Genomic DNA, 21,376 nt, shown 5'->3' with positions numbered 1-21,376 from the left:
CCTCCGTCAACTACGGGTCTACTCCAGCAACGTCGTGAGCTGCGCGCCCTCATCCGCCACGAACACCGCGATCAATTCCGCGGGCTCCGTGGCGCTGGCGTTGGCCGAGACCAGATGCGTCGATCCCGGCGGCTCGAAGAAGGACTGGCCGACCCCAAATGTCTCGACAGAGCCACCGCCGAGCTGGGAGCGGATCTCGCCCTTGGTGATGTAGGCCGTCACCGAGCCTGCATGCCGGTGCGGCCGCGAAAACCCGCCGGGACCGTAGAACACGTGCACGATCGTGACCCGCTTGCCCGGCACGTTCGGCAAAGCGTAGGAGCCGATCGGCTCGACCTTGTCGAGCGGCGAGCTCTCGGCGGCATTGGCGCACAGCGGCGCCAGCGCGCCGGAGACCGTGTCCATCGTCACCGGCAACGCCTTACCGATCGCAAGAGCGCAAGCGAGCCCGCCAACAACAGCAAGCATCGTCGGGCGCGATGGCAGTTGCCTGGGCGCGGCGGCCAAACTCATTGCAGTCATCTCTACCTCTCCTTCATATACTCAGGATGCTGCGGCATTCGCCGCGACCGGCCGCTTCGCCGGCGTCCAGCGATAGGCCGCGCCAAAGCGGTTCCAGACGTTGATCGAGGCAACCGCGGATGTCAGGTACATGAGCTCGGCCTCGGAGAATTCGCAGGCAGCCTCTTCATGGACTTCATCGCTGACACCGTCGGGTAGAAGGGTCAGCGCCTCGGTCCACGCCAATGCCGCGCGCTCGCGCGCGGAAAAGACCGGCGCCTCGCGCCAGACTGCGACCAGATTGAGCTTGTCCACGGGCACACCGATCCGCTCCGAGAGCAGGATGTGATGCTGCAAACAGAACGCGCAGCCATTGATCTGCGAGGCACGCAGCTTGATGAGCTCGAGCAGCTGCTTATCGAGACCGGTCTTGGCCGCGACCTGCCCCAACGCAAGCACCAGATCATATGCATCGGGCGCAATCCGCTTGAAATCCTCGTATTCGCCGCGGGCGTGTGACATCGCCGTTCACCTCGTGTTATTGTAATAGCACTTACATCTTATAAGAGCTCTTATATGTCACGCAAGACGGCCGATATCACGAGATCGCCACCGAGGCGGAGCACGGCTTCCCGAAAGGACGCTGACCGGCCAGGCGCCGACGGAACACCGCGCGTGCCGGGCCCTGGCGAAGGCAAGCGCGGCGAGCAGGGCTATCTCGGCTATCTGCTGCGCCAGGCCCACGCCGCGGTCCGTCTGAAGATGGAACGAACCCTCGCCGATCTTAGCGTGACATCGCCGCAATTCGCCGTGCTGACCATGCTCAATGCCTACCCCGGCCTGTCGGGTGCCGACGTCGCCCGCCTCACCTTCCTGACGCCGCAGACCGTCGGCGTGATCATCCGCAATCTCGAACGCGACGGCGCGATTCTGATGACGCCCCATCCCGTCCACGGCCGCATCCAGCAATGGACGCTGACGCCACGCGGCGCGACGCTGCTGAAGGCATGCCGGGAGCGTGTGCTGGAGCTGGAGAAACGCCTTGCCAAGGGCTTGGACGGCAAGGCGGAAATCACAATAAGGCGGTGGCTGGCCGGGATTGCAGCCGAATTGCAGGAAAGCTAGGCGGGTCCGTGCTGCTCGCCAGTACGAGGCACGCCTCCGTCGCCCCCGTCGGCATCAGAGAATCCACCGCAAGCGCCGCCGCCTTGAATGCCTCGGCCGAAATTCTCGGCGATGATCATCAGGATCACGACGAACAGCCCTGCGCCGAAAGGCCAGGGATTGGCACGGATGATGTCAAACAGCTCCCGCATGCGTACATCATGCGCAGACAGGAACGAATCGAGCGTAAAGCGGCAGGCCTAAAGTTGGGGTAATCGATGTTGCGGAAAGGCACCTTACCCGCTCTTCAACGCATTCTTAACCTCGCCGTCGGGCCAGGTGTCGTCCGCCCCGATCACGCGAACACGGCTTTGGTCCGCAGCGTTTACCAGCACATGCGAACTTACCCCGTCACGGCAGTGCTCCAGATGCAGATCCGTCTCTGGCTTCCACCCTAGCGTCGTTGCAAGATCGCCCGGAAAGATCTGCCAGTTTGATCCGTCGTCGAGCTGGACGACATGGCTCTCCGAATGCGTGCGTATCTTCATTCAGTCCCGAATTGTACTTACATAATGGTCCGCGTTGCGGAAAGTGCCTCGACGATCGGTCGGAGCGCTCGTGCGGAAGGAATGCGTGAGCGCGAGCGTTTGTTCCGGGGAACGCCGGGTCGGTCGACTGTTCCTGCGTTCCAGGAACCACTCACAGGGACCGTGTTTCCCGCTACAATCACTCCATGAAACAAGCTGATTCTTCGGCCAACCAGACCCGCCGCGCCCTGCTGAACTCTGCGCTCGGCGTAGCCGCCCTGCTCGCATCACCCACTTGCGTCCTCGGCGCAACGCCTCCCGGCTTCGATGAATGGCGCGAAGGTTTTCGCGCGCGTGCAATAGCAAAAGGGATCTCGGCTGCGACCTGGCAGCGCACGATGGCGCGCGTCGAGCCCGACATGAGCGTGTTCAAGCAGATGCGCAACCAGCCGGAATTCCACGAGCAGGTCTGGCAATACATCAACCGCCGCGTCTCCGACTGGCGCATCATCAACGGCAAGATTGCGCTGAAGAACAACGAGGCGTTGCTTGCGCGCATCGAACGCGATTTCGGTGTCGAGCGCGGCACTCTGTTGGCGCTGTGGGGCGTCGAGTCCGCCTACGGCGATCCCCTGGTGCAGCAGAACCACATGACGCCGGTGTTTCCCTCGCTCGCCGCGCTCGCCTGGAACGAGCCGCGGCGAAAGGCTTATTGGGAGACCGAGCTGATCAACGCGCTGCGGATCGTCGACAAGGGCTGGAGCACGCCAGAGGAGATGCGCGGATCCTGGGCCGGCGCGATGGGGCATTCGCAATGGATGCCCGAGGTCTGGCTCAATGTCGGCATCGATTATGACGGCGACGGCAAGGTCTCGCCGTTCGGCAAGCCCGACGATGCACTGGGCTCGACCGCAAAGTATCTCGTCAATCGCGGCAAGTGGCGCCGCGGCGAGCATTGGGGCTACGAGGTGCGCGCCCCCGGCGACGTCAGCGGCAACCGCACTTATGCGGCCTGGGCATCAGCCGGCGTTACCCGCGCCGACGGACAGCCGTTTCCGCAACCAACTGCGTCTGCGCAGATGTGGACGCCGGTGGCGGGCGGGCCGACCTTCCTGCTGGGCCCGAATTTCTATTCGGTGAAGAGCTACAATCCCTCGATGAACTATGCGCTGGCAATCTGTCATCTCGGCGACCGCTGCCTTGGCGCGCCGCCCTTCATCCAGCCATTCCCCGGCTCCGAACGCGCGCTGACGCTGGCCGAGGTACAGGAGATGCAGACACGGCTGACGAAAGCCGGCTTCGACACCGGCGGCACCGATGGCCGCGTCGGCAACGACACCATGAAGGCGATCAAGGATTTTCAGCAGAAGGCCGGGATCACTCCGGCGGACGGCTATGGCGGGTTGAAGGTGCTGGCGAAGCTGCGGCAGGGTGGATGATGGCTCCCCTCATTCCGGGGACACCACTTGGCACGCGCCGCGGAATGACGCCCTGAGAGCTCAGTGCCTGTATTGCGGCTCCTCGGCATCGAGCTGGCGACGGACGGCGGCAAGATGCAGGCGCGCGGATTCGGAGTCGCCCTCGCGCATCTGCTTGTAGGTTGCTGCCGCCATCGCGGGATCGACCGGCAGAACCTTTCGTCCGGTCGACATCGCCAGCACCTGCACCTCGGCGGCACGCTCAAGGTAGTAGAGATCGTCCCAAGCCTCCGCGATGGTCGGCGCCAGCACCATCACGCCGTGATGCTTCATGAAGACGATGTCGGCGTCGCCGACGGCCGACGCAATGCGCGCGCCTTCGCGGTTGTCGAGCGCTAGGCCGTTGTAGTCGCGGTCCACAGCGGTGCGCCCGTAGAATTTCAGCGCGGTCTGCCCCGCCCAGATCAAGGGATCACCCTCGGTCATCGACAACGCGGTGGCGTAGGGCATGTGGGTGTGGAAGGCGACTTTCGCGCGCGGCAGGCGCTTGTGCATCTCGGCGTGGATGTAGAACGCCGTCGCCTCCGGCTCGCCGTCGCCGTCGAGCACGTTGCCGTGGAAATCGCAGACCAGGAGCTTTGACGCGGTCAGCTCCCGGAAGGCGTAGCCATAGGGGTTGACCAGGAAGAGATCGTCATGGCCCGGCACCACCGCCGAGAAATGGTTGCAGATCCCCTCCTCAAATCCGTTGCGCGCCGCCATGCGGAAGCAGGCGGCGAGATCCTCGCGTGCGGTGCGGATCGCATCGGTGGCGAGATCCGGCCGGTTCGAGCGGACAGCTACGGGTGAGGAGGCGTAAAGGCCGTGCGCCATGGCGAAGAAAACCTCTGTCGGTCGGAAGATGATGGCGTTGTACAGGGGCAACGCCAGTGCGTCAGCCCCTGCGAGCGCCGCTCTGCCCTGCGCGCCTCAGGCCCGCCGCGGCACGCCGCCAGCGTTCATGCCGCCGTCGATGACGAGCTCGGTGCCGGTGACGTAGCGCGAGGCATCGGAGGCCAGATACAGCACGCCGCTGGCAATCTCGGCGGCCTGTCCGGCGCGGCCGAGCGGTGTGACAACCCTGGCCCGCTCCTCGGGATCGATCGGCGCATTGCCCTGGTTGCCGGTCGCACCCGTCGGGATCTTGCCCCAGATCGGTGTATCGATGATGCCGGGATGCACCGAGTTGACGCGAATGCCATCGCCGGCCGTCGCGCACTCCATCGCAATCGATTTTGCGAACAGCCGCACGCCGCCCTTGGTCGCCGAATAGGCCGACAGCCCCGGCGAGCCGCGCAGGCCCGCCAGCGAGGACATCATGACGATGGAGCCGCCGCCGATCTTACGCATCAGCGGCAGGCAATGTTTCACGGACAGAAAGACGCCGTCGAGATTGATCGCGTTCTGCCTGCGCCAATCACTGAGAGTCATGTCGACGATCGAAGGCACGGCAATGCCGATGCCGGCGTTGGAAACGAGCACGTCGAGCCGGCCGAAGCGCTTGGCGATCTCGGCTGCGATCTCCGCCCAGCGCTCCTCGCTGGTGACGTCCTGCTCCAGAAAGATCGCCTTGCCGCCGGCCTTGGTGATGCGCCTGGCGAGCTCGGGGCCTCTCAACTCGTCGATGTCGGTGGCAATGACGGTGGCGCCCTCGCGCGCGAACAGCTCGACGATGGCTTCACCGATGCCCGATGCGCCGCCCGTCACCAGCGCGACCTTGCCTTCAACCTGCCCTGCCATGTTCACTCCCTTTTTTGTTGTTTGCGGATTTTTATCTGATCATAGATGGTCCCTGATCGGGTAGCGCAACGTCAAGGACGCGAAACTGCACGCGTTCGGCGCCCTGGTAGCGGTCGACCGACAATGACCCTGCCACGTGCAGCTGCTGGCCGCGGTTGGCCACAAGCGCATTGCCGAGCTTCTGGCCGACCGAACGGAACGCGATGCCGTTGACGATGGCGCCGTCGCCGGACTTGAAGCGCAGGCGCAGATGCGCCTGTCCGACCTCGTCGGCATAGACGAGCTGATGCGCCGGCAGCGCCAGCACGACCTCGGGATTGCCGCTGCCGAAAGGACCTGCGCGGTTGAGTGTGGTCGCAAGCTCCGTCGTCACCCCGCGCGCGGACACTGCACCGTCGATATAGAGCTCATTGACGTGGCGGGCCTCCGCGACGTCGCGTGCCAGTGTGCTTTCGAGATAGGCGCGGAATTCGGCGAGCTTTTCCTTGCGCAGCGTCACGCCCGCGGCCATCGCATGGCCGCCGCCTTTCAGCAAGATGCCGTCGACCACTGCCTGCCGCACCGCCTTGCCGAGATCGACGCCGGCGATGGAGCGGCCCGAGCCGGTGCCGATGCCGCCGGGCTCAAGTGCGATGGCAAAGGCGGGCCGCGCAAACTTCTCCTTCAGCCGGGAGGCAACGAGGCCGACCACGCCGGGATGCCAGCCTTCGGAAGCCGTGACGATGACGCCGAGTTTGTCCTCGAGCCCGATCGAGGCAAGCGCCTCGGCTTCGGCCTGCGCTTCCGCCGCCTGCTCGATGATGCGGCGTTCGCCGTTGAGCCGGTCGAGCTCGGCAGCGATGCGCGCGGCCTCGGTGCTATCGCCCTCGAGCAGGAGCCGCACGCCGAGATCGGCGCGGCCGATACGGCCGCCGGCATTGATGCGCGGCCCGAGCATGAAGCCGAGATGCCAGGCCTCGGGCGGCCCGTTGAGGCGCGCCACATCCATCAGCGCGGTGTGGCCGACATGATCGCGCCGCCGCATCGCGATCAGGCCCTTGGCGACGAAGGCGCGGTTGAGGCCGATCAGCGGCGCCACGTCGGCCACCGTGCCCAGCGCAACGTGATGCAGCATGCCGAGCAGATCGGGCTCCGGCATCTCACCGCTCCAGAAGCCGCGCTGGCGCAGCTCGCGATTGACCGCAACCAGCGTCACCAGCACCAGCCCGACGGCCGCGAGGTGGCCGAGGCCGGAAAGATCGTCGGGACGATTCGGATTGACCAGCGCGTCGACCTCGGGAAGGTCGATGCTGGATTGGTGGTGGTCGATCACGACCACGGACATGCCGAGGCGTTTCGCCTCGACGAGCGGCTCGATGCTGGTGGTGCCGCAATCGACGGTGACGAGCAGCGTGGCGCCCTTTGCGGCCAGCGCGCGGACCGCTTCCGTGTTCGGGCCATAGCCTTCGAAAATCCGGTCGGGAATGTGGATCAGCGGATCGAGCCCGCAATGTCGCAGGTGCCAGGCAAGCAGCGCCGCCGAAGTGGCACCGTCGACGTCGTAGTCGCCGAAGATCGCGACCTTCTCGCCTCTCACCGCCGCGTCCGCGATCCGCTTGGCGGCAGCTTCCATCTCCGTCACCGTAAAGGGATCCGGGAGGAGCTTGCGGATGGTCGGATCGAGGAAGTCAGACACCGCATCGATGTCGACGCTGCGGCCGGCCAGCACTCGCGCCAGCAGTTCGGGCAATTGATGGCGCTGCACGATGGCGAGCGCCTTGGCCGCTCCGCGCGCGTCCAGCCGGTCGCGCCAGAGCTTGTCCGTGAACGAGCGTGCCACGCCCAGGAAGGCGTGGGGCGCTTCGACCGGCAAGGCGGTAGCGGGCGGCGTCATGATTCGAGAGACTGACTGTTGGGAACTCGGGGCCGGACCATCACGCAGGCGTCCGGCTACTCATTTGGGGATTGGCCGGGAATCATTCCGGATTTGCAACGGCGGCCGGGCACAAAGCGGTGGATGGCCGCTCCGCAAGCCGGATTGACTACCATTTAGGCATTCCGCCGAACAGCAAATTAATCGGGCGTTAGGCGGAATCCCCGAAAAAGACTCGTATTCGATCTGTAATTGTTGTTCCGGGTTCTTTGCAGATCAGGCCTCATTGCCAAGGGAAGTTACCCGATGTCTGCAGCGCTGGGTCTGAAAGCCAAGCCGATCGCGAACGGAACCACCGCGCCCGACGATGATTCCGACATCTCCGCACTGATCAACCGATTGACTGCAGAGGTCAACCAGATCGCGGTCGACAAGACCAAGTCGATCCAGCAGATCACCAACCAGATGAAGATGCTGGCGCTCAACGCGCTGATCGAAAGCTCGCGCGCCGGCGTGCAAGGCGCCGGCTTCGCGGTGGTGGCGCAGGAGGTGCGCGGCGTCGGCCAGCAGGTCGAGACCATCGCCCGCGAGTTAGAAACCCAGCTGACCAAGCGCACCGGCGACCTCGTTGCCTCGATCGAACGCATGAGCCAGCGTTCGCGCGGCGAGCGCATGGTCGATCTGTCCCTGAACGCGATCGAGCTGATCGACCGCAATCTCTATGAGCGCACCTGCGATGTGCGCTGGTGGGCGACCGACTCCGCCGTGGTCGATTGCGCGGCCTCCTCGGGCGCTGCGGCCGTCTCGCATGCGTCGGAGCGCATGGGTGTGATTCTCGGCGCCTACACCGTCTATCTCGATCTGTGGCTCTGCGACCTCGACGGCAACGTCATCGCCAACGGCCGTGCCGACCGTTTTCGCGTCGTCGGCCAGAACGTCGCCCACACCAAATGGTTTCGCGAGGCCAAGGGACTGCGCTCCGGCGACGACTATGTCGCCGGTGACGTCGAGAACCAGCCGCTGCTCGGCAACGCGCAGGTCGCGACCTACTGCGCCAGCGTCCGCGCCGGCGGCCAGGCCAACGGCGCGCCGCTCGGTGTGCTCGCCATCCATTTCGACTGGGAGGCGCAGGCCCGCGCCATCGTGCAAGGCGTGCGCGTCGGCGACAGCGACAAGGCGCGCGTGCTGCTGGTCGACTCCAATTTACGCGTGATCGCGGCCTCCGACGGCCAGGGCATTTTGAGCGAGCGGATCGCGCTCTCGCTGAACGGCCAGCGCTCCGGCTTCTATCAGGACCGCTCGGGCACCCTAGTCGCGTTCCATGCGACGCCGGGCTACGAGACCTATCGCGGCCTCGGCTGGTACGGCGTGATCATCTGCGGGGCGTGAGGCGGCCCGATGACGCTGACCGTCAACTCAAAATCTAAAAAACAACCCCATGCACAGTAGAATGGGGCTGACAACACAGGGCTTTTTGCCCCGCTCGATCGTTTGACTCGTCGATTGCGTAATCTGTCGGTCTGGCAATTTACCTATCCCCGGTGGCAGCCGGTAAAGCCTTCGCCGCGCACGCAAATATCAGCTCTTCGGGCGATTGCCGAAGACCTCGATCAGGCGGAAGCGCTCGCACATCAGCATCATGTCCTCGCTGAACCGTCCCAGCCGGCCGAAATAGGTGCGATGAGCGCAGCGCCAATAGGCCAGGCTCCGATCGCCCTCTCCCTCGTCGAACGCAAAGTCGGCCTCGACTTCGTCGAAGCGTCGATAGGTCACCTCGGTGCTTTCGATGACACAGCGTGGTTCTGCGCACCCGTCGAGCACCACCCAGCGCTCACCGGGCGCGGAGGTGTTCGGCTCGTCTTCCGTGCTGCAAGTCGCAGTCTTGATGCCCCTGATGACAAGTTCGAGCAATTCATCCGCGAGCGCGGGACTGTCGCCGAACGCGAACGTTCGGAGGTGTCGATATTGTTCAGGGATCGGCTCGCCCATGGCTTTCACGCCTTGATGTCACGTCTCAACGACGCAATGGCCGCACCGCTGCAGGCACAGAGCGACGTTGTCGAAATCTGCGATTGCGCGCAAGGGCCAGCCTGCCGCCGCCCTCCCTGCTCAAGAGACGCGACAATCTGCGGCAGGTGGGCGTGCGTTTAGGACATAAGGGCACGATCCCTGACGGATTGCCGCCGCAACGCGACGCAACGTCTTGAGCATTTTTCGGCAACATAGGCCCGTTCCAGGCAAGAGCCTGCCCCATTGCTCCTGTAAAATGCGGCTCACATCGGGAGCGTGAGTAACCTCCGCCCTTGGTCATCTCACGTTCGCAACATGCAGAGGAGACGTGCCATGAAGATCGTCGTGATCGGCGGAACCGGATTGATCGGATCGAAGCTCGTGGCGAAGCTGAAGCAGCAAGGCCACGAGGCCGCAGCAGCCTCGCCGAAATCAGGCGTGAACGCCGTGACCGGCGACGGCCTCGCCGCGGCGCTGGCGGGCGCGGACGTTGTCGTCGACGTGGCCAACGCACCGTCCTGGGAGCCTGCCGCCGTGCTCGAATTCTTCGAGCGATCGAGCACCAACCTCGTCGCCGCGGAGGCCGCTGCCGGCGTCAAGCATCATGTGGCGCTGTCGATCGTGGGGACCGATCGCTCGCCCGACATCTCCTATTTTCGTGCCAAGCTCGCCCAGGAGACCATCGTCAAGGCCTCTTCGATCCCCTACTCGATTGTCCGCGCCACCCAGTTCTTTGAGTTCCTCGGCGCCATTGGTGAAGCGGGGGCAGTTGGAGGCAATATCGTCGTTCCATCGGCGCTGTTTCAGCCGATCGCGGCCGACGATGTAGTCGATTGCCTCGTGGAGATCGCGACGGGGCGGCCGCTAAACGGCACGATCGATATCGCAGGCCCCGAGAAGGCTCCTTTCAATGAATTCGTCGCGCGACGCCTGAAGGCGTCCGGCGACAGTCGTCCAGTGGTCGGAGACCCAGGCGCGCAGTATTACGGCGCCGCCATTAACGACACCTCGCTGAACCCGCTCGGCGAGGCGCGGCTCGGAAAAACGCCGCTCGCAACATGGCTCGCGAAGCTGTGAGTATCCGCCCGTCCTGCAATCGCGACAGTCACGGCAACAATAAAGGGAATCCCATGCGCAGATTGCTGATCGCAACGGCGGTTTATACAGCATCCTTCCTGACGGCACAGGCAGCGGAGACGCAGCCGGCAGCACCAATGGCCAAAGTGACGGTCGTGTTTGACCAAGCCCTGCCCAACGTCCCGGGCAAGAGCATGAAGGGCGTGCTAGTCGAGTATGGTCCGGGAGGCTTCTCACCGGCCCACATGCACCCGCGCTCCGCATTCATATATGCGACCATCCTGGAAGGAGCGATCCGCAGTCAGGTCAATGACGAGCCCGCCAAGGTCTATCACAAGGGAGAGAATTTCCTCGAAAGACCAGGCGACCGCCACGCCATAAGCGCCAATGCCAGCGATAGCGAGCCCGCGAAGCTGCTGGCCGTCTTCGTGGTGGATACAGCCGACAAGGAGCTGGTGACGCCGCTCGCGAAATAGCGCCGGATTAGCAGACGGCGTTGCTGGAACGAGACACTGTCATCAACCGGAGCCCTCCACGAACGCGACCGGCGTACTTTTCGAGACGCTGGCTGCGACGCGTTCGGCGTCCCAGTTGGTGAGACGCACGCACCCGTGCGACTGCGCCTTGGAGATTTTCTCCGGCGACGGCGTGCCGTGAATGCCGTAGCCTTCCGCAGAGAGATTGATCCAGACCGTGCCGACCGGATTGTTCGGACCGGGCTTGATAGTGAACGGCTTGCGGGAATGGACGTCCTTGAAGTGATAGTTTGGGTTGTAGCGATAGGTCGGATTTCGATTGACTTCCGTCACCTTCAGCGTGCCCGAGGGCGACGGCTTCTCTTCGCTTCCGACGGTTGCCGGATAGAACCCGATCAGTGCATTCGACTTGTCGAACAACTTCACCGTCTGCCGGCTCTTGTCGATCTCGACCCTGTCGGCCCGGGCGGGCGCGCCGCCTCCTCCGGCGGCGGTATCGACCACCACGATGGTGTCGCCGGCGCGTTCGAAATGGCGACCGGGGTTGAGCGTCGCCAAGAGCTGCTCGCTCATGTGAAATTTCTCGGCCAAGGCTTCGCGCGGACTGGTGAAGCCGAGCTTCGGGATGTCCTTCATGTCCTCCATCTTCGACGGAAGCTTGCGAAGGAACGGGCCCGACACATCCTGCTCGGTGATGGTGTAAGTCGCCGTCACTTGCCGGTCATCCGCCTGGAGCGCCTTCCAGGCCTCTTCCGTCAAGGCGTCCGAACTCGGCAATTGCTGCGCTTCCGCATAGGCTCGCAGCGCCTTCTTGGCGTTCTCTCCGAACTTGCCGTCGATCTCGCCGGGCGAAAAGTGCGCCCTGTCCAAAAGGACCTGCAGCCGCACCCCCGCCGGGGTCGGCTTCTCGTTCGAGAGAGTCTTCTTCGATGGCTGGGCCGCATTGATGGCGTCCGCGGTCATTTCGGCAGCGAACGCAGGTGCTCCCGCCAGGGCGAAGGCAGGAAAGAAGACAAGAAAGATGCAAATCTGCCCCGCTTTCGTGAGCGACACGGTCGCCTCCTTTCACGTCTCGGACCGTTGCATGTTGAATTCTCCGGCCGCGGTGGCAACCAGGTACTCGCCTTCGTACTCGCGCGCCATTCGTCGCGCCGAGAAGCGCTGCTCGAAGCGGGAGCGCACGCTGCTTCGAGCGTTCATGGAACGCCAACTCGTCGCGGCGGCGGAAGTTTCCAGTTTTTCCCGAAATTCATAAGCCTGCGGGCGGGGCGAGCGCGGTGAGCATTCGCTCCCCAGCGCGTGCAAATCACGCGCCGCGCCGCGCCGCCATCTCAGCCGCGAGCAGCACCGCGGCGCGGCTGGCGCCGGTGGACGCGATGCCTTGGCCGGCGATGTCATAGGCGGTGCCATGCGCGGGCGTGCAGATCGGAAACGGGAAACCGCCGAGCATGGTCACGCCGCGATCGAAACCCATCAGCTTCATCGCGATCTGGCCCTGGTCGTGGTACATCGTCAGCACCGCATCGAAGACGCCACTCTTGGCGCGCAGAAATACCGTGTCGGCCGGGAACGGCCCCTCGGCGGCAATGCCCTCACGCTGGCCGGCCGCGACCGCGGGGGCAATGACATCGATCTCCTCGCGGCCGAAATTGCCGCCGTCCCCGGCATGGGGGTTGAGACCGGCCACGGCAATGCGCGGCCGCTCAAAACCAGCGTTGCGCATACAGGAATCGGTCAACTTGAGCGCGCGTTGGATGCGTTCGCTGGATAGTTTCGAGGCGACGTCCTTGAGCGGAATGTGCGAGGTGACACGCGCATTCCAGAGCTCGCCAAGCACGTTGAATTCGCTCGCCGCGGTCTTGAGCCCGACGACCTCCGCCGAGAACGCGATCTCGTCATCATAGTCCGAGCGGGCATACCGCATCGCCTGCTTGTTGAACGGCGTGAAGCAGACCGCGTCGGCATGCCCGTCCCGCGCCAGCTCCAGCGCGTGACGGTAATTTGCCAGCGCGAACCTGCCGCCGGCAAGGCTCGCCGTGCCCTGTTCGACCTCCGCGGGATCGAGATGGCCGAGATCAATGAACAGCGCATCGCCCGCGGCCGCACGGACGTCGGCCCCCAGCTCGACCGTATTGAGCTCCGGCCTGACCCCGGCGACGCGGGCACCTTGGTCGAAGACGCGGCGGTCGCCGATGACGACGAGCCGGCCACGGGCGCGAATATCATCCAGCGCGACCAGTTTCGCCGTCAGCTCCGGGCTGATGCCGGCGGGATCTCCCATCGCAAGTGCGATGAGCGGCTTTGAGGTCATATGATCACCTTTTCCTGACTTGTCGTCTGATCGCCGGGTAACGCGGGCTTGCGCAGCAACATGCGCGCCAGCTGCAATGCCAGCGGAAGCAGCAGGAGCACGATGCCGGCCACGACCAGGCACGTCACCAGGCGGTTCGCAAAGAAGATTCCAAGCGATCCCTTGGACATCAGCATCGATTGCCGGAACGCGTCCTCGGCCTTGTCGCCGATGACGATCGCGAGCACCAAAGGCGCGAGGGGATAGAACAACTTCTTGAAGAGATAACCGACGATGCCAAAACCCATCATCATGACCACGTCGAGATAGGAGTTCGACACTGAATAAGCACCGACCACGCAGATGATCACGATCAGGGGCGCGATGACGACGAAGGGAATCCGCATCAGGGCGGCAAACACCGGAACCGTCAGCAATACCAGCGCGACCGCGACGATGTTGCCCACATACATCGAGGCGATCAGTCCCCAGACGAAATCCTTCTGATCGACGAACAACATCGGTCCGGGGTTGAGTCCCCAGATCATCAGGCCGCCCATCATCACCGCCGCGGTCGCCGAGCCGGGAATCCCGAGCGAGAGCATCGGCAGCAGCGCGCTGGTGCCGGCCGCGTGATCGGCCGTCTCCGGCGAGATGATGCCTTCGACCTCGCCCGTGCCGAAGTAGCGTCCGCGCCGCGAGAAACGCCTGGCGATGCCGTAGCTCATGAACGATGCCGCCGTGGGACCGCCGGGCGTGATGCCCATCCAGCATCCGATCGCCGCGCTGCGCAGCAGCGCAACGCTGTGCCTCGGCAAGCGGCCGACTGCGCGAAGTACCTCGCGCCAATCGATCTTCGAGGAGACCGCGCGAGCGTGAAACTCCTCTTCGACCGCCACCAGAAGCTCGCCGATGCCGAACAACCCCATCACCGCGACGACAAAATTCACGCCTTTCACCAGCTCGTCGACGCCCATCGTGAGGCGCACGCTGCCGGAGACGGTGTCGATGCCGATGGCGGCAATCGCAAAGCCTATTCCCAGCGCAACGACGGTCTTGATTGGCGCCGCACCGCCCATGCCGACGAAACTGGCGAAGGCGAGAAAATAGACCGCAAAATATTCCGGCGGCCCGAAGGCGAGCGCGACCTCGGCCACCCATGATGCGAGAAAGGTGATCAGGATGACCCCGACCAGCGCGCCAAATGCGGCCGAGCCGAACGCCGTGGCGAGCGCCGTCGTCGGCCGTCCGTCACGCGCCATCGGATAGCCATCGAAGGTGGTCGCGACAGAGGACGGCTCGCCGGGGATGTTGAACAGGATCGAGGTCACGGAGCCACCGAACAGCGCGCCCCAATACATGCTCGAGAGCAGGATGATGGCCGACACCGGCTGCATGCCGAAGGTCAGCGGCAGCAACAGCGACACGCCGTTCGGCGCGCCCAGCCCCGGCAGTACCCCGACGAGAATGCCGAGCAGCACGCCGATCACCATCAGCGCCAGATGCGGCAGGGTGATCGCGACGCTGAAACCGTGCAGGAGCTCCTGGAGATTGTCCATCGCCCGCTCCGTCAGAACCCGAACGCGGCGGCGAGCGCGCCGTGCGGAAGCGACACCTGGAACATGCGCTCGAACACCACGTAGAGCCCGACCGCCGTTGCCGCCGCCATCATTGACGAGCGCATCGGGGATTGATGCTTCGGAATTGCGAGCACTGCGAAGATGTAGACGGCCGAGGCGAGGTAGATTCCGATCAGCGGCATGGCCGCAACGAAAATCGCCGCCGGCACGAACAGGCCTGCAAGCCGGCGCAGCTCGGTCGGTGTGATGGCGATTGGGACGCTCGCCAGCGTCAAGCCCGGCAGGGTCCCGCGCGCCAGATTGTACAGGCTGCCAAGCACGACGATGACGCCGGTCAGGAACGGGAAGGTGCCGGACTCCACGCCCGCGCTCGACCAGCCAATGCCGTTGTCGAGGCTGGAGAGGACGACCGCCACACCGAAGCTGCCGGTGAGGACGGCGGTCGCCAGTTCAAGAGCGCGGCGCGATATCATGGCGTGGTACCTTTGAAGGCAGGGCTATCGCATGTGGCAGCGGGGAAGATGCCGAACGTGCTCGGCCCGCATGGTTCGAGACGCCCGCTTTGGCGGGCTCCTCACCATGAGGGTCTGATACTTCGCTGCAGAACGCGACCTCATCCTGAGGGCCCGCGGCAGGCGGGCGTCTCGAAGAATGGCCGCAGGCGACCTGCCCGCCACGTTGTTCGTCATATGCAATCGCCCTGCCTTTGAAGAGGCTTGCCCGCTTCACTTGATCAGCCAGCCCTGCTCGCTCGCAACTTGCTTGAGGTGCTCGAGATCCTGCTTGATGAACTTGTCCAGAGCATCGCCAGTCAAAAACGTGTCGACCTGCGAGGTCTTCTCGATGTAGTCCTTCCATTCCGGCGTGGCCTGAACCTTCTTCATCAGGTCGACATAGAACGCAGCCTGCTCCGGCGTGACTTTGCCGGGCAGCCACACCGTCCGCGGCTGCTCATATTGCGCGATGTCGAGACCCTGTTCGACGCAGGTCGGGACGTCACTCCAGCCTTCGGTCGCAGTGATCTTGGCGCCCTGCGGCAGACGCTTCGGACTGAAGGCACATAGCGGGCGCTGCGTGCCGCCGCGCCACTGGCCGAGGCTCTCGCTGGGATTGTTGATATGCGAGTCGATGTGCCCGCCGGCGAGCTGCACCGCGGCCTCGGCGCCGCTCTTGAACGGGATGTAGGTCAGCTTGACGTGACCGATCTTCTCGATCATGCGCGTCAACACCTCATCGGTGTCCTTCGACTGCGCGCCGCCCATCTTGAATTCGTTTGCGGCCGCGGCCTTCAAATAGTCGCCTGCCGTCTTGTAGGGCGCATCCTGCTTGACCCAGAGCAGGAACTCGTCCTGGGCCATGGCCGCGATCGGGGTGAGGTCGGTGTAGTTGAAGGCAACCTTGGACACGAGCGGCTGCTGCCAGGCGTTCGAGGTGCCGAAGATGACCTTGTAGGGATCGCCCGCGGACGCCTTGCCGTACACATAGCCTTCGGCGCCGCTGCCGCCGCCCTTGTTGACGACGACAATCGGCTGGTCCGTCAGCTTGTACTTGGTGATGATGTTCTGCACCGCGCGGGCCAGATTGTCCGTGCCGCCGCCCGGCCCTGCGGTCGCCACGAACTCGATCGGCTTCTGCGGCTGCCAGGCTGCGCTGGCGGGAGTCATGCCGGCGAGCACAATGACGGCCGCAGACAGCAGATATGTCGACGTATTGCGCATGTTTTTCCTCCACCCGATTTTTGATCTTGTTTATTGGTAGCGACGTCAGGTCAGGCGACTCGTTCCTCCTGCCTGCTCGACCCCAAGACAATCGCGCCTTCTTTTTCGAGCGCTTCGATCTGCTGCTGGTCGAACCCGTACTCCGCCAGCACCTCGCCTGTATGTTCGCCATACACAGGCGCACCGGAACGCACCTTGCCGGGCGTCTTTGAGAATTTGACCGGAAGCCCGATCGTCTTGACCGGGCCGAGCGTCGAATGCTCGACTTCGACGACCATCTCGCGCGCGAGCGTCTGCGGATCGCTCAACGCCTCCAGCATGTCGTGGACAGGACCGCACGGCACGCCCTTCTCGTCAAGCGCCGCCAGCCAATGCGATCGCGACCTCGTCCGGAAACGCTTGCTCAACACCGCTTCGAGCTCCTTCAGATGTGCCATGCGGTCGGCTCCGGTGACGAAGCGCGGATCGGCCGCAAGCTCGGTCGCATCGAGCGCCTCCAGCATCAGGAGCCAATGCTTCTTGTTGGCCCCGCCGACCACGAGCCAGCCGTCGGAAGCTTCGAAAGCCTGATACGGCGCGTTGAGCGGATGCGCCGAGCCCATCGCGCGCGGCGCCGTGCCCGCGGCAAGGGCGATGGTCGCTTGCCAATAGGTCTGCACCAACGCGGCTTCATAGAGCGACGTCTCGACCCATTGTCCATCGCCGGTTTTCAGACGATGCGCATAGGCAGCGAGGATGCCCATGCTCGCGAGCAGGCCGGCGGTGATGTCGGACAGCGGCGGTCCGCACTTCACCGGCGGACCGTCGGGACGCTCGCCCGTAAAACTCATGATCCCGCTCATCGCCTGCGCCACCAGGTCGAATCCCCGGCGGTGCTTGTAGGGGCCGGTGCGGCCGAACCCCGACAGCGAGCAGTAGATCAGCGCCGGGAACTCCTTGTGCAGGTCCTCGTAGCCGAAGCCCAGGCGCTCCATGGCGCCGGGTGCAAAATTCTCGACCAGGACGTCGGCGCTCGCGATCAGCCGCCGCAGGACATGCTTGCCGCCATCGGTTTTCAGATCGAGCACGATGCCGCGCTTGTTGCGGTTCATCATCAGGAACGAGGCCGCCTCGTCGCCGATTTTCGGCGGCACCGAGTGGCGGGTATCGTCGCCATTCGGTGACTTTTCGATCTTGATGACGTCGGCGCCCATGTCGGCGAGCATCAAGGTGCAGGTCGGACCTGCCATGACGTGGGTGAGATCAACGACCTTGAGGCCGGCGAGCGGTCCCGAGCGATCAGAAGTGGATTGCGATGGATCCTTTTGCATCGGCCTGTCCTACTCGCCGCGCCATTGCGGCGCGCGTTTGGTAAGAAATGCGTCAAGGCCCTCGCGAAAATCCTCGCTGGTGTAACACATCAGGATCAGGTCCTCGCCTTCCTCCCGCGTCAGCCGCCGTTGCAGGCGGGCGACCGCCTGCTTGGTCGCGTTGAGCGTCAGTGGCGCATGGCCGGCAAGGAGCCGCGCAACTTCGTCGGCACGCCGGTCGAGCGCCGCGATATCCTCGACGACTTCCGTGAGCAGCCCGACGCGTGCAGCTTCAGTGGCTTCGACGAGGCGCGCCGTGAAGATCAGATCCTTGACCCGTGCAGCACCGATGAGCGCCGTGAGGCGGCTGACATTGGACATCGACAGGCAATTGCCAAGCGTCCTGGCGATGGGGAATCCGATTTTCGTGCTGGCGGTGCCGATGCGCAGATCGCAGGCCGCGGCGATGCCTGCTCCCCCTCCGGTGCAGAATCCGTTGATCGCGGCGATGGTGGGAACGCGGCATTGCTCGAGCACGGCGAGGACCCGATCGATCCGATTCTCGTAGTCGATCGCGTCCTGCGGTGTCTTGAATTCACGGAACTGATTGATGTCGGTTCCCGAGGCGAAGGCCTTGTCGCCGGCGCCGCGGAGCACCAACACCTTGATCGAATGATCCTCATTGGCCTGTTGGCAAATGTCCGCCAGCCGCTCGTACATGGCGAAGGTGAAGGCATTCCGCGCCTGCGGGCGGTTGAAGACGATCCGCCCGATATCGCCATCGCGTTCAAAAACGAGGTCTCCCGTCGCCGCGACCTGTTGGTCCATCTCCCAAGTCCTCTATGTTTTTTACCTTTTTGAATGCAAAATGTGATATTTTCAAGCTAAATCTAGCATCGTACCGGATAAAACCCCAACTTTTGCATGCAAAAATAAGGCTCTACTCCATGCTTCATGAGGAGGTCGTCGGGCGCATTCGCGCCATTCTGCTCGAGGGCGAAATCCCGCCCGGCGCCCGCATTCCCGAACGCGAGCTGTGCGACCGGCTGCAGATTTCGCGCACGCCGCTGCGCGAAGCGCTCAAGGTCCTCGCCGCCGAGGGCCTGGTGCACTTGCTGCCCCATCGCGGCTCGCGCGCGGCGAAGCTGACCGACAAGGACATGCGCGACCTGTTTGAGGTCTGCCAGGGCCTCGAGGCACTCGCCGGCGAGCTCGCCTGCGAGCGCATCACGGAGGCCGAGATCGACGAGATTGCCGCCGCGCACGCCTCGATGGTGCAGCACTATCGCGAGGGCGATTTGATCCAGTACTATCGCGGCAACCGCGCCATCCACGAGGCGATCGTCGCCGCCGCCGGAAATCCCGTGCTCTCGGGGCTCTATGCCTCCGTGACCGCGCGCATTCGCCGCGCGCGCTACGTCACGCCGATGAGCCCGCAACGCTGGGCGTTCGCGGTCAGCGAGCACGAAGCGATTCTGAACGCGCTACAGAGGCGCGATGGCGTTGGCCTTTCCCACATCTTGCGCGCACATCTCCGGCACAAGCGCGAAGAGGTCTTGCAAGCCGGATTTGCGGAGACGGACGGGAGCGAGCTCGCGCTGAAGATCGCGTGAGGGAGAGGTCACAACGGTTGTAAGCCTGCCAGTATCGGGCAATCCTGGAGACCAGGAGCGCATCACATGGCGATCGAGCTGCACGGCTACCAATACAGCGTCTATTCCTGGATCGCCCGCCTGGCTCTCCATGAAAAGGGCGTGGCGTACGATTGGGTCGAGGTCAATCCATTCGCGGAGAATTTCCCTGCAAGCTACCTTGCAATGCATCCCTTCAAGCGCGTTCCCGTGCTGGTTCATGATGGACTCGTCGTCTACGAAACGGGCGCCATCACGCGCTATGTGGATGAAGCGTTCGAAGGACCCGAGCTTCAATCCATGGAGCCAAGAACGCGGGCGCGTTGCAATCAGATCATGTCGATCGTGGACAGCTACGCTTACTGGCCTCTGGTGAGGCAAGTCTTCTCCGACGGGGTTTTCAGGCCGCGCATGGGATTGCCGGCGGACGAGAACAATTTCGAAAAGGCCTCGAAGCTGCGCCGAGGATCCTGTCAGCATTGGAGAAAGCCCTCGTCGAGGGACCATATCTCTGCGGCAATCAACTATCGCTCGCGGACATTCATCTCGCGCCGATGATTGGCTATTTTGTTCTCGCCGATCAAGGAAGAGCGCTTCTCCAAAAGCACCGCAGAGTTAGTCACTGGTGGTCGGAGTTCTCCGCGAGAGCCGCCTTTGTGGCGACAAGGCCGCGCTTGCCATAGGTCCTGCTGAGAGAGTTGCTCGCAGCCGGTTGCGCCAAGCTAGCTGGCTGCTTTGTCATTTCCGTCCACCGAGGAAGCGCTCGATCGGCCGCAACGCGTCGATGTCCGGAATACACTCGCGCGCCTGGACGTCCGAGCACCATGGATAGGGCAAAGCCGCTAGCCATTGCATGATCGGCTTCGAACCCTCGGCCGGAAGCACGCACATCACCTCAATGTCGATCACGAGCTTCTTCACGCGCCCATCGTCGTCGGGACCAAAATGCCAGTCATAGTGTCAGCATCAGACGCGAACGGCGCCGCCCTGCCGCGCCGACATCCCGACCAGCCAATCGCAACGGAAATGCGGCAGGTGGCCTGCCCTGGGACGCAAGAGGCAAAACGTGCGCACATTCTCGTACTGGTCACCGAAGCCGGTGACCAGCACCTGGGTGATTTGCTCGAGCCCCTTTGCCGAACTCGGAAACGAGATGGCGTCAGTCTTGACGGCCATTTCGAGTTCGCAGTCCTCCACAAAGGCCAGCTTCATCAATTGAGGGCGGTTGCCATCCTTCGCCAGGATATATGTGCTGATCGCATCGGCAGCATCGGTGGCCGCGGATCGGTTCATTCGGTTTCCCCCAACACGTTCAGGCCGAGTCTAGCACCCCAGCCGATCGGCGATCCCGCCAAAATCCCTGGCGACGATGTCCCAGTTGCCGGTGGCTTCGAAATCGACCTTCTGCAACGGACCGTACTCGGTCGGCCGCGCCACGAACGCGGTCTTCAGGCCGTTCTTCTGTGCGGCGGCGAGGTCGCCGTTGTGGGCGGCGACCATCATCACCTGCGCTGGCTTGAGGCCGAGCAGGCGCGCGGCGCCGAGATAGGTTTCGGGATCCGGCTTGTAGTGCACGAACAGTTCGGCGGACATGATCAGGTCCCAGGGCAGGCCCGCGAACTTCGCCATGTTGGTGAGCAGCGCGACGTTGCCGTTGGACAGCGGCGAGATCACGAATTTCGATTTCAACCGCGTTAGGCCGGCGACGCTGTCGGGCCAGGGATGCAGGCGGTGCCAGCCTTTGGTGAGATAATCGAGGTCCGCGTCAGTGAGGCCCTTGATCGCAAACTGCTCGACCAGCTTTTCCAGCGAGCGGCGGTGCAGATCGTCGAGCATCACATAGCCGCGCTCCGGATGCTGGCGCACGTCGTCCATGGAGGCCATGTACATGCCGCGCCAGCCGTCGACCAGCGCGGTCCAGTCGGCGCTGATGCCGCGGCCCCTGCTCCACCACATGAAGTCGGTGATCAGGCTGGTGCGCCAGTCGACGACCGTGCCGAACACGTCGAAGACGAGGGCTTTGACGGTGGAAAGATCGGACATGTGCGCTCCTCCTGATTGTTCTTGTCGTTATTCCGGGGCGCGCGAAGCGCGAACCCGGAATCTCGCGCAACAACCTCTGGA

27 protein-coding genes are annotated in these 21,376 nt (G+C 63.8%); 8 read left to right on the top strand and 19 right to left on the bottom strand.

Annotation, left to right across the window (positions count from 1 at the left end; all coding sequences use genetic code 11):
* Positions 1-18 precede the first annotated feature (18 nt).
* Together IVA82_RS39785 and IVA82_RS39780 are read right to left on the bottom strand one after the other, a co-directional pair.
* The gene (locus tag IVA82_RS39785) at positions 19-522 is read right to left on the bottom strand and encodes a cupin domain-containing protein (protein ID WP_247389301.1); all 504 of its coding nucleotides are present in this window, start codon (positions 520-522) and stop codon (positions 19-21) included.
* A 21-nt stretch (positions 523-543) separates the two neighbouring features.
* Positions 544-1,023, bottom strand: a complete 480-nt coding sequence (locus IVA82_RS39780; RefSeq protein ID WP_247389300.1) for a carboxymuconolactone decarboxylase family protein — start codon at positions 1,021-1,023, stop codon at positions 544-546.
* A 54-nt stretch (positions 1,024-1,077) separates the two neighbouring features.
* Between IVA82_RS39780 and IVA82_RS39775 the strand changes: the two genes are divergently transcribed.
* Entirely contained in the window at positions 1,078-1,626 is a 549-nt protein-coding gene (locus tag IVA82_RS39775) for a MarR family winged helix-turn-helix transcriptional regulator (RefSeq protein ID WP_247389299.1), read from the top strand.
* On the opposite strand, the gene IVA82_RS39770 is transcribed toward IVA82_RS39775, so the two are convergent.
* Positions 1,623-1,817: a hypothetical protein gene (locus IVA82_RS39770; protein WP_247389298.1), complete on the bottom strand. Its 195-nt coding sequence runs from the start codon at positions 1,815-1,817 to the stop codon at positions 1,623-1,625. The two genes, IVA82_RS39775 and IVA82_RS39770, sit on opposite strands and share 4 nt — an antisense overlap.
* Before the next feature lie 84 nt (positions 1,818-1,901).
* A complete protein-coding gene (locus IVA82_RS39765; RefSeq protein ID WP_247389297.1) occupies positions 1,902-2,153 on the bottom strand; it encodes a hypothetical protein in 252 nt (83 codons plus the stop codon).
* Positions 2,154-2,338: 185 nt separating this feature from the next.
* Here IVA82_RS39765 and IVA82_RS39760 point away from each other — a divergent pair, with 185 nt between their 5' ends.
* The gene (locus tag IVA82_RS39760; protein ID WP_247389296.1) at positions 2,339-3,571 is read left to right on the top strand and encodes a lytic murein transglycosylase; all 1,233 of its coding nucleotides are present in this window, start codon (positions 2,339-2,341) and stop codon (positions 3,569-3,571) included.
* Positions 3,572-3,631: 60 nt separating this feature from the next.
* On the opposite strand, the gene IVA82_RS39755 is transcribed toward IVA82_RS39760, so the two are convergent.
* The 3 genes from IVA82_RS39755 to recJ all read right to left on the bottom strand — a co-directional run bounded on the left by IVA82_RS39755 (position 3,632) and on the right by recJ (position 7,202).
* A complete protein-coding gene (locus IVA82_RS39755) occupies positions 3,632-4,423 on the bottom strand; it encodes an aldolase (RefSeq protein WP_247389295.1) in 792 nt (263 codons plus the stop codon).
* 96 nt (positions 4,424-4,519) lie between these two features.
* Positions 4,520-5,329, bottom strand: a complete 810-nt coding sequence (locus tag IVA82_RS39750; protein ID WP_247389294.1) for a glucose 1-dehydrogenase — start codon at positions 5,327-5,329, stop codon at positions 4,520-4,522.
* Positions 5,330-5,360: 31 nt separating this feature from the next.
* Positions 5,361-7,202: a single-stranded-DNA-specific exonuclease RecJ gene (recJ, locus tag IVA82_RS39745; protein ID WP_247389293.1), complete on the bottom strand. Its 1,842-nt coding sequence runs from the start codon at positions 7,200-7,202 to the stop codon at positions 5,361-5,363.
* Between the two features lie 285 nt (positions 7,203-7,487).
* Between recJ and IVA82_RS39740 the strand changes: the two genes are divergently transcribed.
* Positions 7,488-8,570, top strand: coding sequence for a methyl-accepting chemotaxis protein (locus tag IVA82_RS39740; RefSeq protein WP_247389292.1), 1,083 nt, complete (start codon positions 7,488-7,490; stop codon positions 8,568-8,570).
* A 189-nt stretch (positions 8,571-8,759) separates the two neighbouring features.
* Here the strand turns inward: IVA82_RS39740 and IVA82_RS39735 are convergent, their stop codons facing one another.
* Positions 8,760-9,170 (bottom strand): ASCH domain-containing protein, encoded by a 411-nt coding sequence (locus IVA82_RS39735; protein WP_247389291.1) that lies wholly within the window; start codon positions 9,168-9,170, stop codon positions 8,760-8,762.
* A 354-nt stretch (positions 9,171-9,524) separates the two neighbouring features.
* On the opposite strand from IVA82_RS39735, the gene IVA82_RS39730 reads away from it, so the two are divergent.
* Complete coding sequence (locus IVA82_RS39730; RefSeq protein WP_247389290.1) at positions 9,525-10,268, top strand: SDR family oxidoreductase; 744 nt, start codon at positions 9,525-9,527, stop codon at positions 10,266-10,268.
* A 53-nt stretch (positions 10,269-10,321) separates the two neighbouring features.
* Positions 10,322-10,744, top strand: coding sequence for a cupin domain-containing protein (locus IVA82_RS39725; RefSeq protein ID WP_247389289.1), 423 nt, complete (start codon positions 10,322-10,324; stop codon positions 10,742-10,744).
* 42 nt (positions 10,745-10,786) lie between these two features.
* Here the strand turns inward: IVA82_RS39725 and IVA82_RS39720 are convergent, their stop codons facing one another.
* The 8 genes from IVA82_RS39720 to IVA82_RS39690 form a co-directional block, all read right to left on the bottom strand.
* On the bottom strand, positions 10,787-11,797 hold the full coding sequence (locus IVA82_RS39720) for a L,D-transpeptidase family protein (RefSeq protein WP_247389288.1): 1,011 nt from the start codon (positions 11,795-11,797) through the stop codon (positions 10,787-10,789).
* A gap of 12 nt (positions 11,798-11,809) precedes the next feature.
* Positions 11,810-11,944 carry a hypothetical protein gene (locus IVA82_RS48675; RefSeq protein ID WP_256469793.1) on the bottom strand — a complete coding sequence of 45 codons (135 nt, stop codon included), beginning with the start codon at positions 11,942-11,944 and terminating at the stop codon, positions 11,810-11,812.
* 106 nt (positions 11,945-12,050) lie between these two features.
* Positions 12,051-13,055, bottom strand: coding sequence for a 4-hydroxythreonine-4-phosphate dehydrogenase PdxA (locus tag IVA82_RS39715; protein WP_247389287.1), 1,005 nt, complete (start codon positions 13,053-13,055; stop codon positions 12,051-12,053).
* Positions 13,052-14,593 carry a tripartite tricarboxylate transporter permease gene (locus IVA82_RS39710; RefSeq protein WP_247389286.1) on the bottom strand — a complete coding sequence of 514 codons (1,542 nt, stop codon included), beginning with the start codon at positions 14,591-14,593 and terminating at the stop codon, positions 13,052-13,054. The genes IVA82_RS39715 and IVA82_RS39710 overlap by 4 nt, the downstream gene beginning before the upstream one ends.
* Before the next feature lie 11 nt (positions 14,594-14,604).
* Entirely contained in the window at positions 14,605-15,087 is a 483-nt protein-coding gene (locus IVA82_RS39705) for a tripartite tricarboxylate transporter TctB family protein (RefSeq protein ID WP_247389285.1), read from the bottom strand.
* Between the two features lie 252 nt (positions 15,088-15,339).
* The gene (locus IVA82_RS39700; RefSeq protein ID WP_247389284.1) at positions 15,340-16,332 is read right to left on the bottom strand and encodes a tripartite tricarboxylate transporter substrate binding protein; all 993 of its coding nucleotides are present in this window, start codon (positions 16,330-16,332) and stop codon (positions 15,340-15,342) included.
* Positions 16,333-16,382: 50 nt separating this feature from the next.
* The gene (locus IVA82_RS39695; protein ID WP_247389283.1) at positions 16,383-17,642 is read right to left on the bottom strand and encodes a CoA transferase; all 1,260 of its coding nucleotides are present in this window, start codon (positions 17,640-17,642) and stop codon (positions 16,383-16,385) included.
* A 9-nt stretch (positions 17,643-17,651) separates the two neighbouring features.
* Positions 17,652-18,449 (bottom strand): enoyl-CoA hydratase/isomerase family protein, encoded by a 798-nt coding sequence (locus tag IVA82_RS39690; RefSeq protein WP_247389282.1) that lies wholly within the window; start codon positions 18,447-18,449, stop codon positions 17,652-17,654.
* A 119-nt stretch (positions 18,450-18,568) separates the two neighbouring features.
* On the opposite strand from IVA82_RS39690, the gene IVA82_RS39685 reads away from it, so the two are divergent.
* From IVA82_RS39685 to IVA82_RS39675, 3 genes are all read left to right on the top strand, one after another.
* Positions 18,569-19,234: a GntR family transcriptional regulator gene (locus tag IVA82_RS39685; RefSeq protein ID WP_247389281.1), complete on the top strand. Its 666-nt coding sequence runs from the start codon at positions 18,569-18,571 to the stop codon at positions 19,232-19,234.
* 66 nt (positions 19,235-19,300) lie between these two features.
* A complete protein-coding gene (locus IVA82_RS39680; RefSeq protein ID WP_247389280.1) occupies positions 19,301-19,810 on the top strand; it encodes a glutathione S-transferase family protein in 510 nt (169 codons plus the stop codon).
* Positions 19,732-19,935: a glutathione S-transferase C-terminal domain-containing protein gene (locus IVA82_RS39675; RefSeq protein WP_247389279.1), complete on the top strand. Its 204-nt coding sequence runs from the start codon at positions 19,732-19,734 to the stop codon at positions 19,933-19,935. The genes IVA82_RS39680 and IVA82_RS39675 overlap by 79 nt, the downstream gene beginning before the upstream one ends.
* A gap of 55 nt (positions 19,936-19,990) precedes the next feature.
* Here IVA82_RS39675 and IVA82_RS39670 read toward each other — a convergent pair whose 3' ends face one another.
* Genes IVA82_RS39670 through IVA82_RS39660 form a run of 3 tightly spaced genes read right to left on the bottom strand, consistent with a single transcriptional unit; the run spans position 19,991 to position 21,295 of the window.
* Positions 19,991-20,173 carry a hypothetical protein gene (locus IVA82_RS39670; protein WP_247389278.1) on the bottom strand — a complete coding sequence of 61 codons (183 nt, stop codon included), beginning with the start codon at positions 20,171-20,173 and terminating at the stop codon, positions 19,991-19,993.
* 45 nt (positions 20,174-20,218) lie between these two features.
* On the bottom strand, positions 20,219-20,545 hold the full coding sequence (locus IVA82_RS39665; protein ID WP_247389277.1) for a hypothetical protein: 327 nt from the start codon (positions 20,543-20,545) through the stop codon (positions 20,219-20,221).
* A gap of 30 nt (positions 20,546-20,575) precedes the next feature.
* Positions 20,576-21,295, bottom strand: a complete 720-nt coding sequence (locus tag IVA82_RS39660) for a haloacid dehalogenase type II (RefSeq protein WP_247389276.1) — start codon at positions 21,293-21,295, stop codon at positions 20,576-20,578.
* Between the last annotated feature and the right edge of the window lie 81 nt (positions 21,296-21,376).

Source organism: Bradyrhizobium sp. 142 (assembly GCF_023074015.1).
In the GTDB taxonomy this organism is placed as follows: domain Bacteria; phylum Pseudomonadota; class Alphaproteobacteria; order Rhizobiales; family Xanthobacteraceae; genus Bradyrhizobium.
Note: the sequence above shows the minus strand (reverse complement) of the source record. Positions and strands in the feature narration are given on the sequence as shown.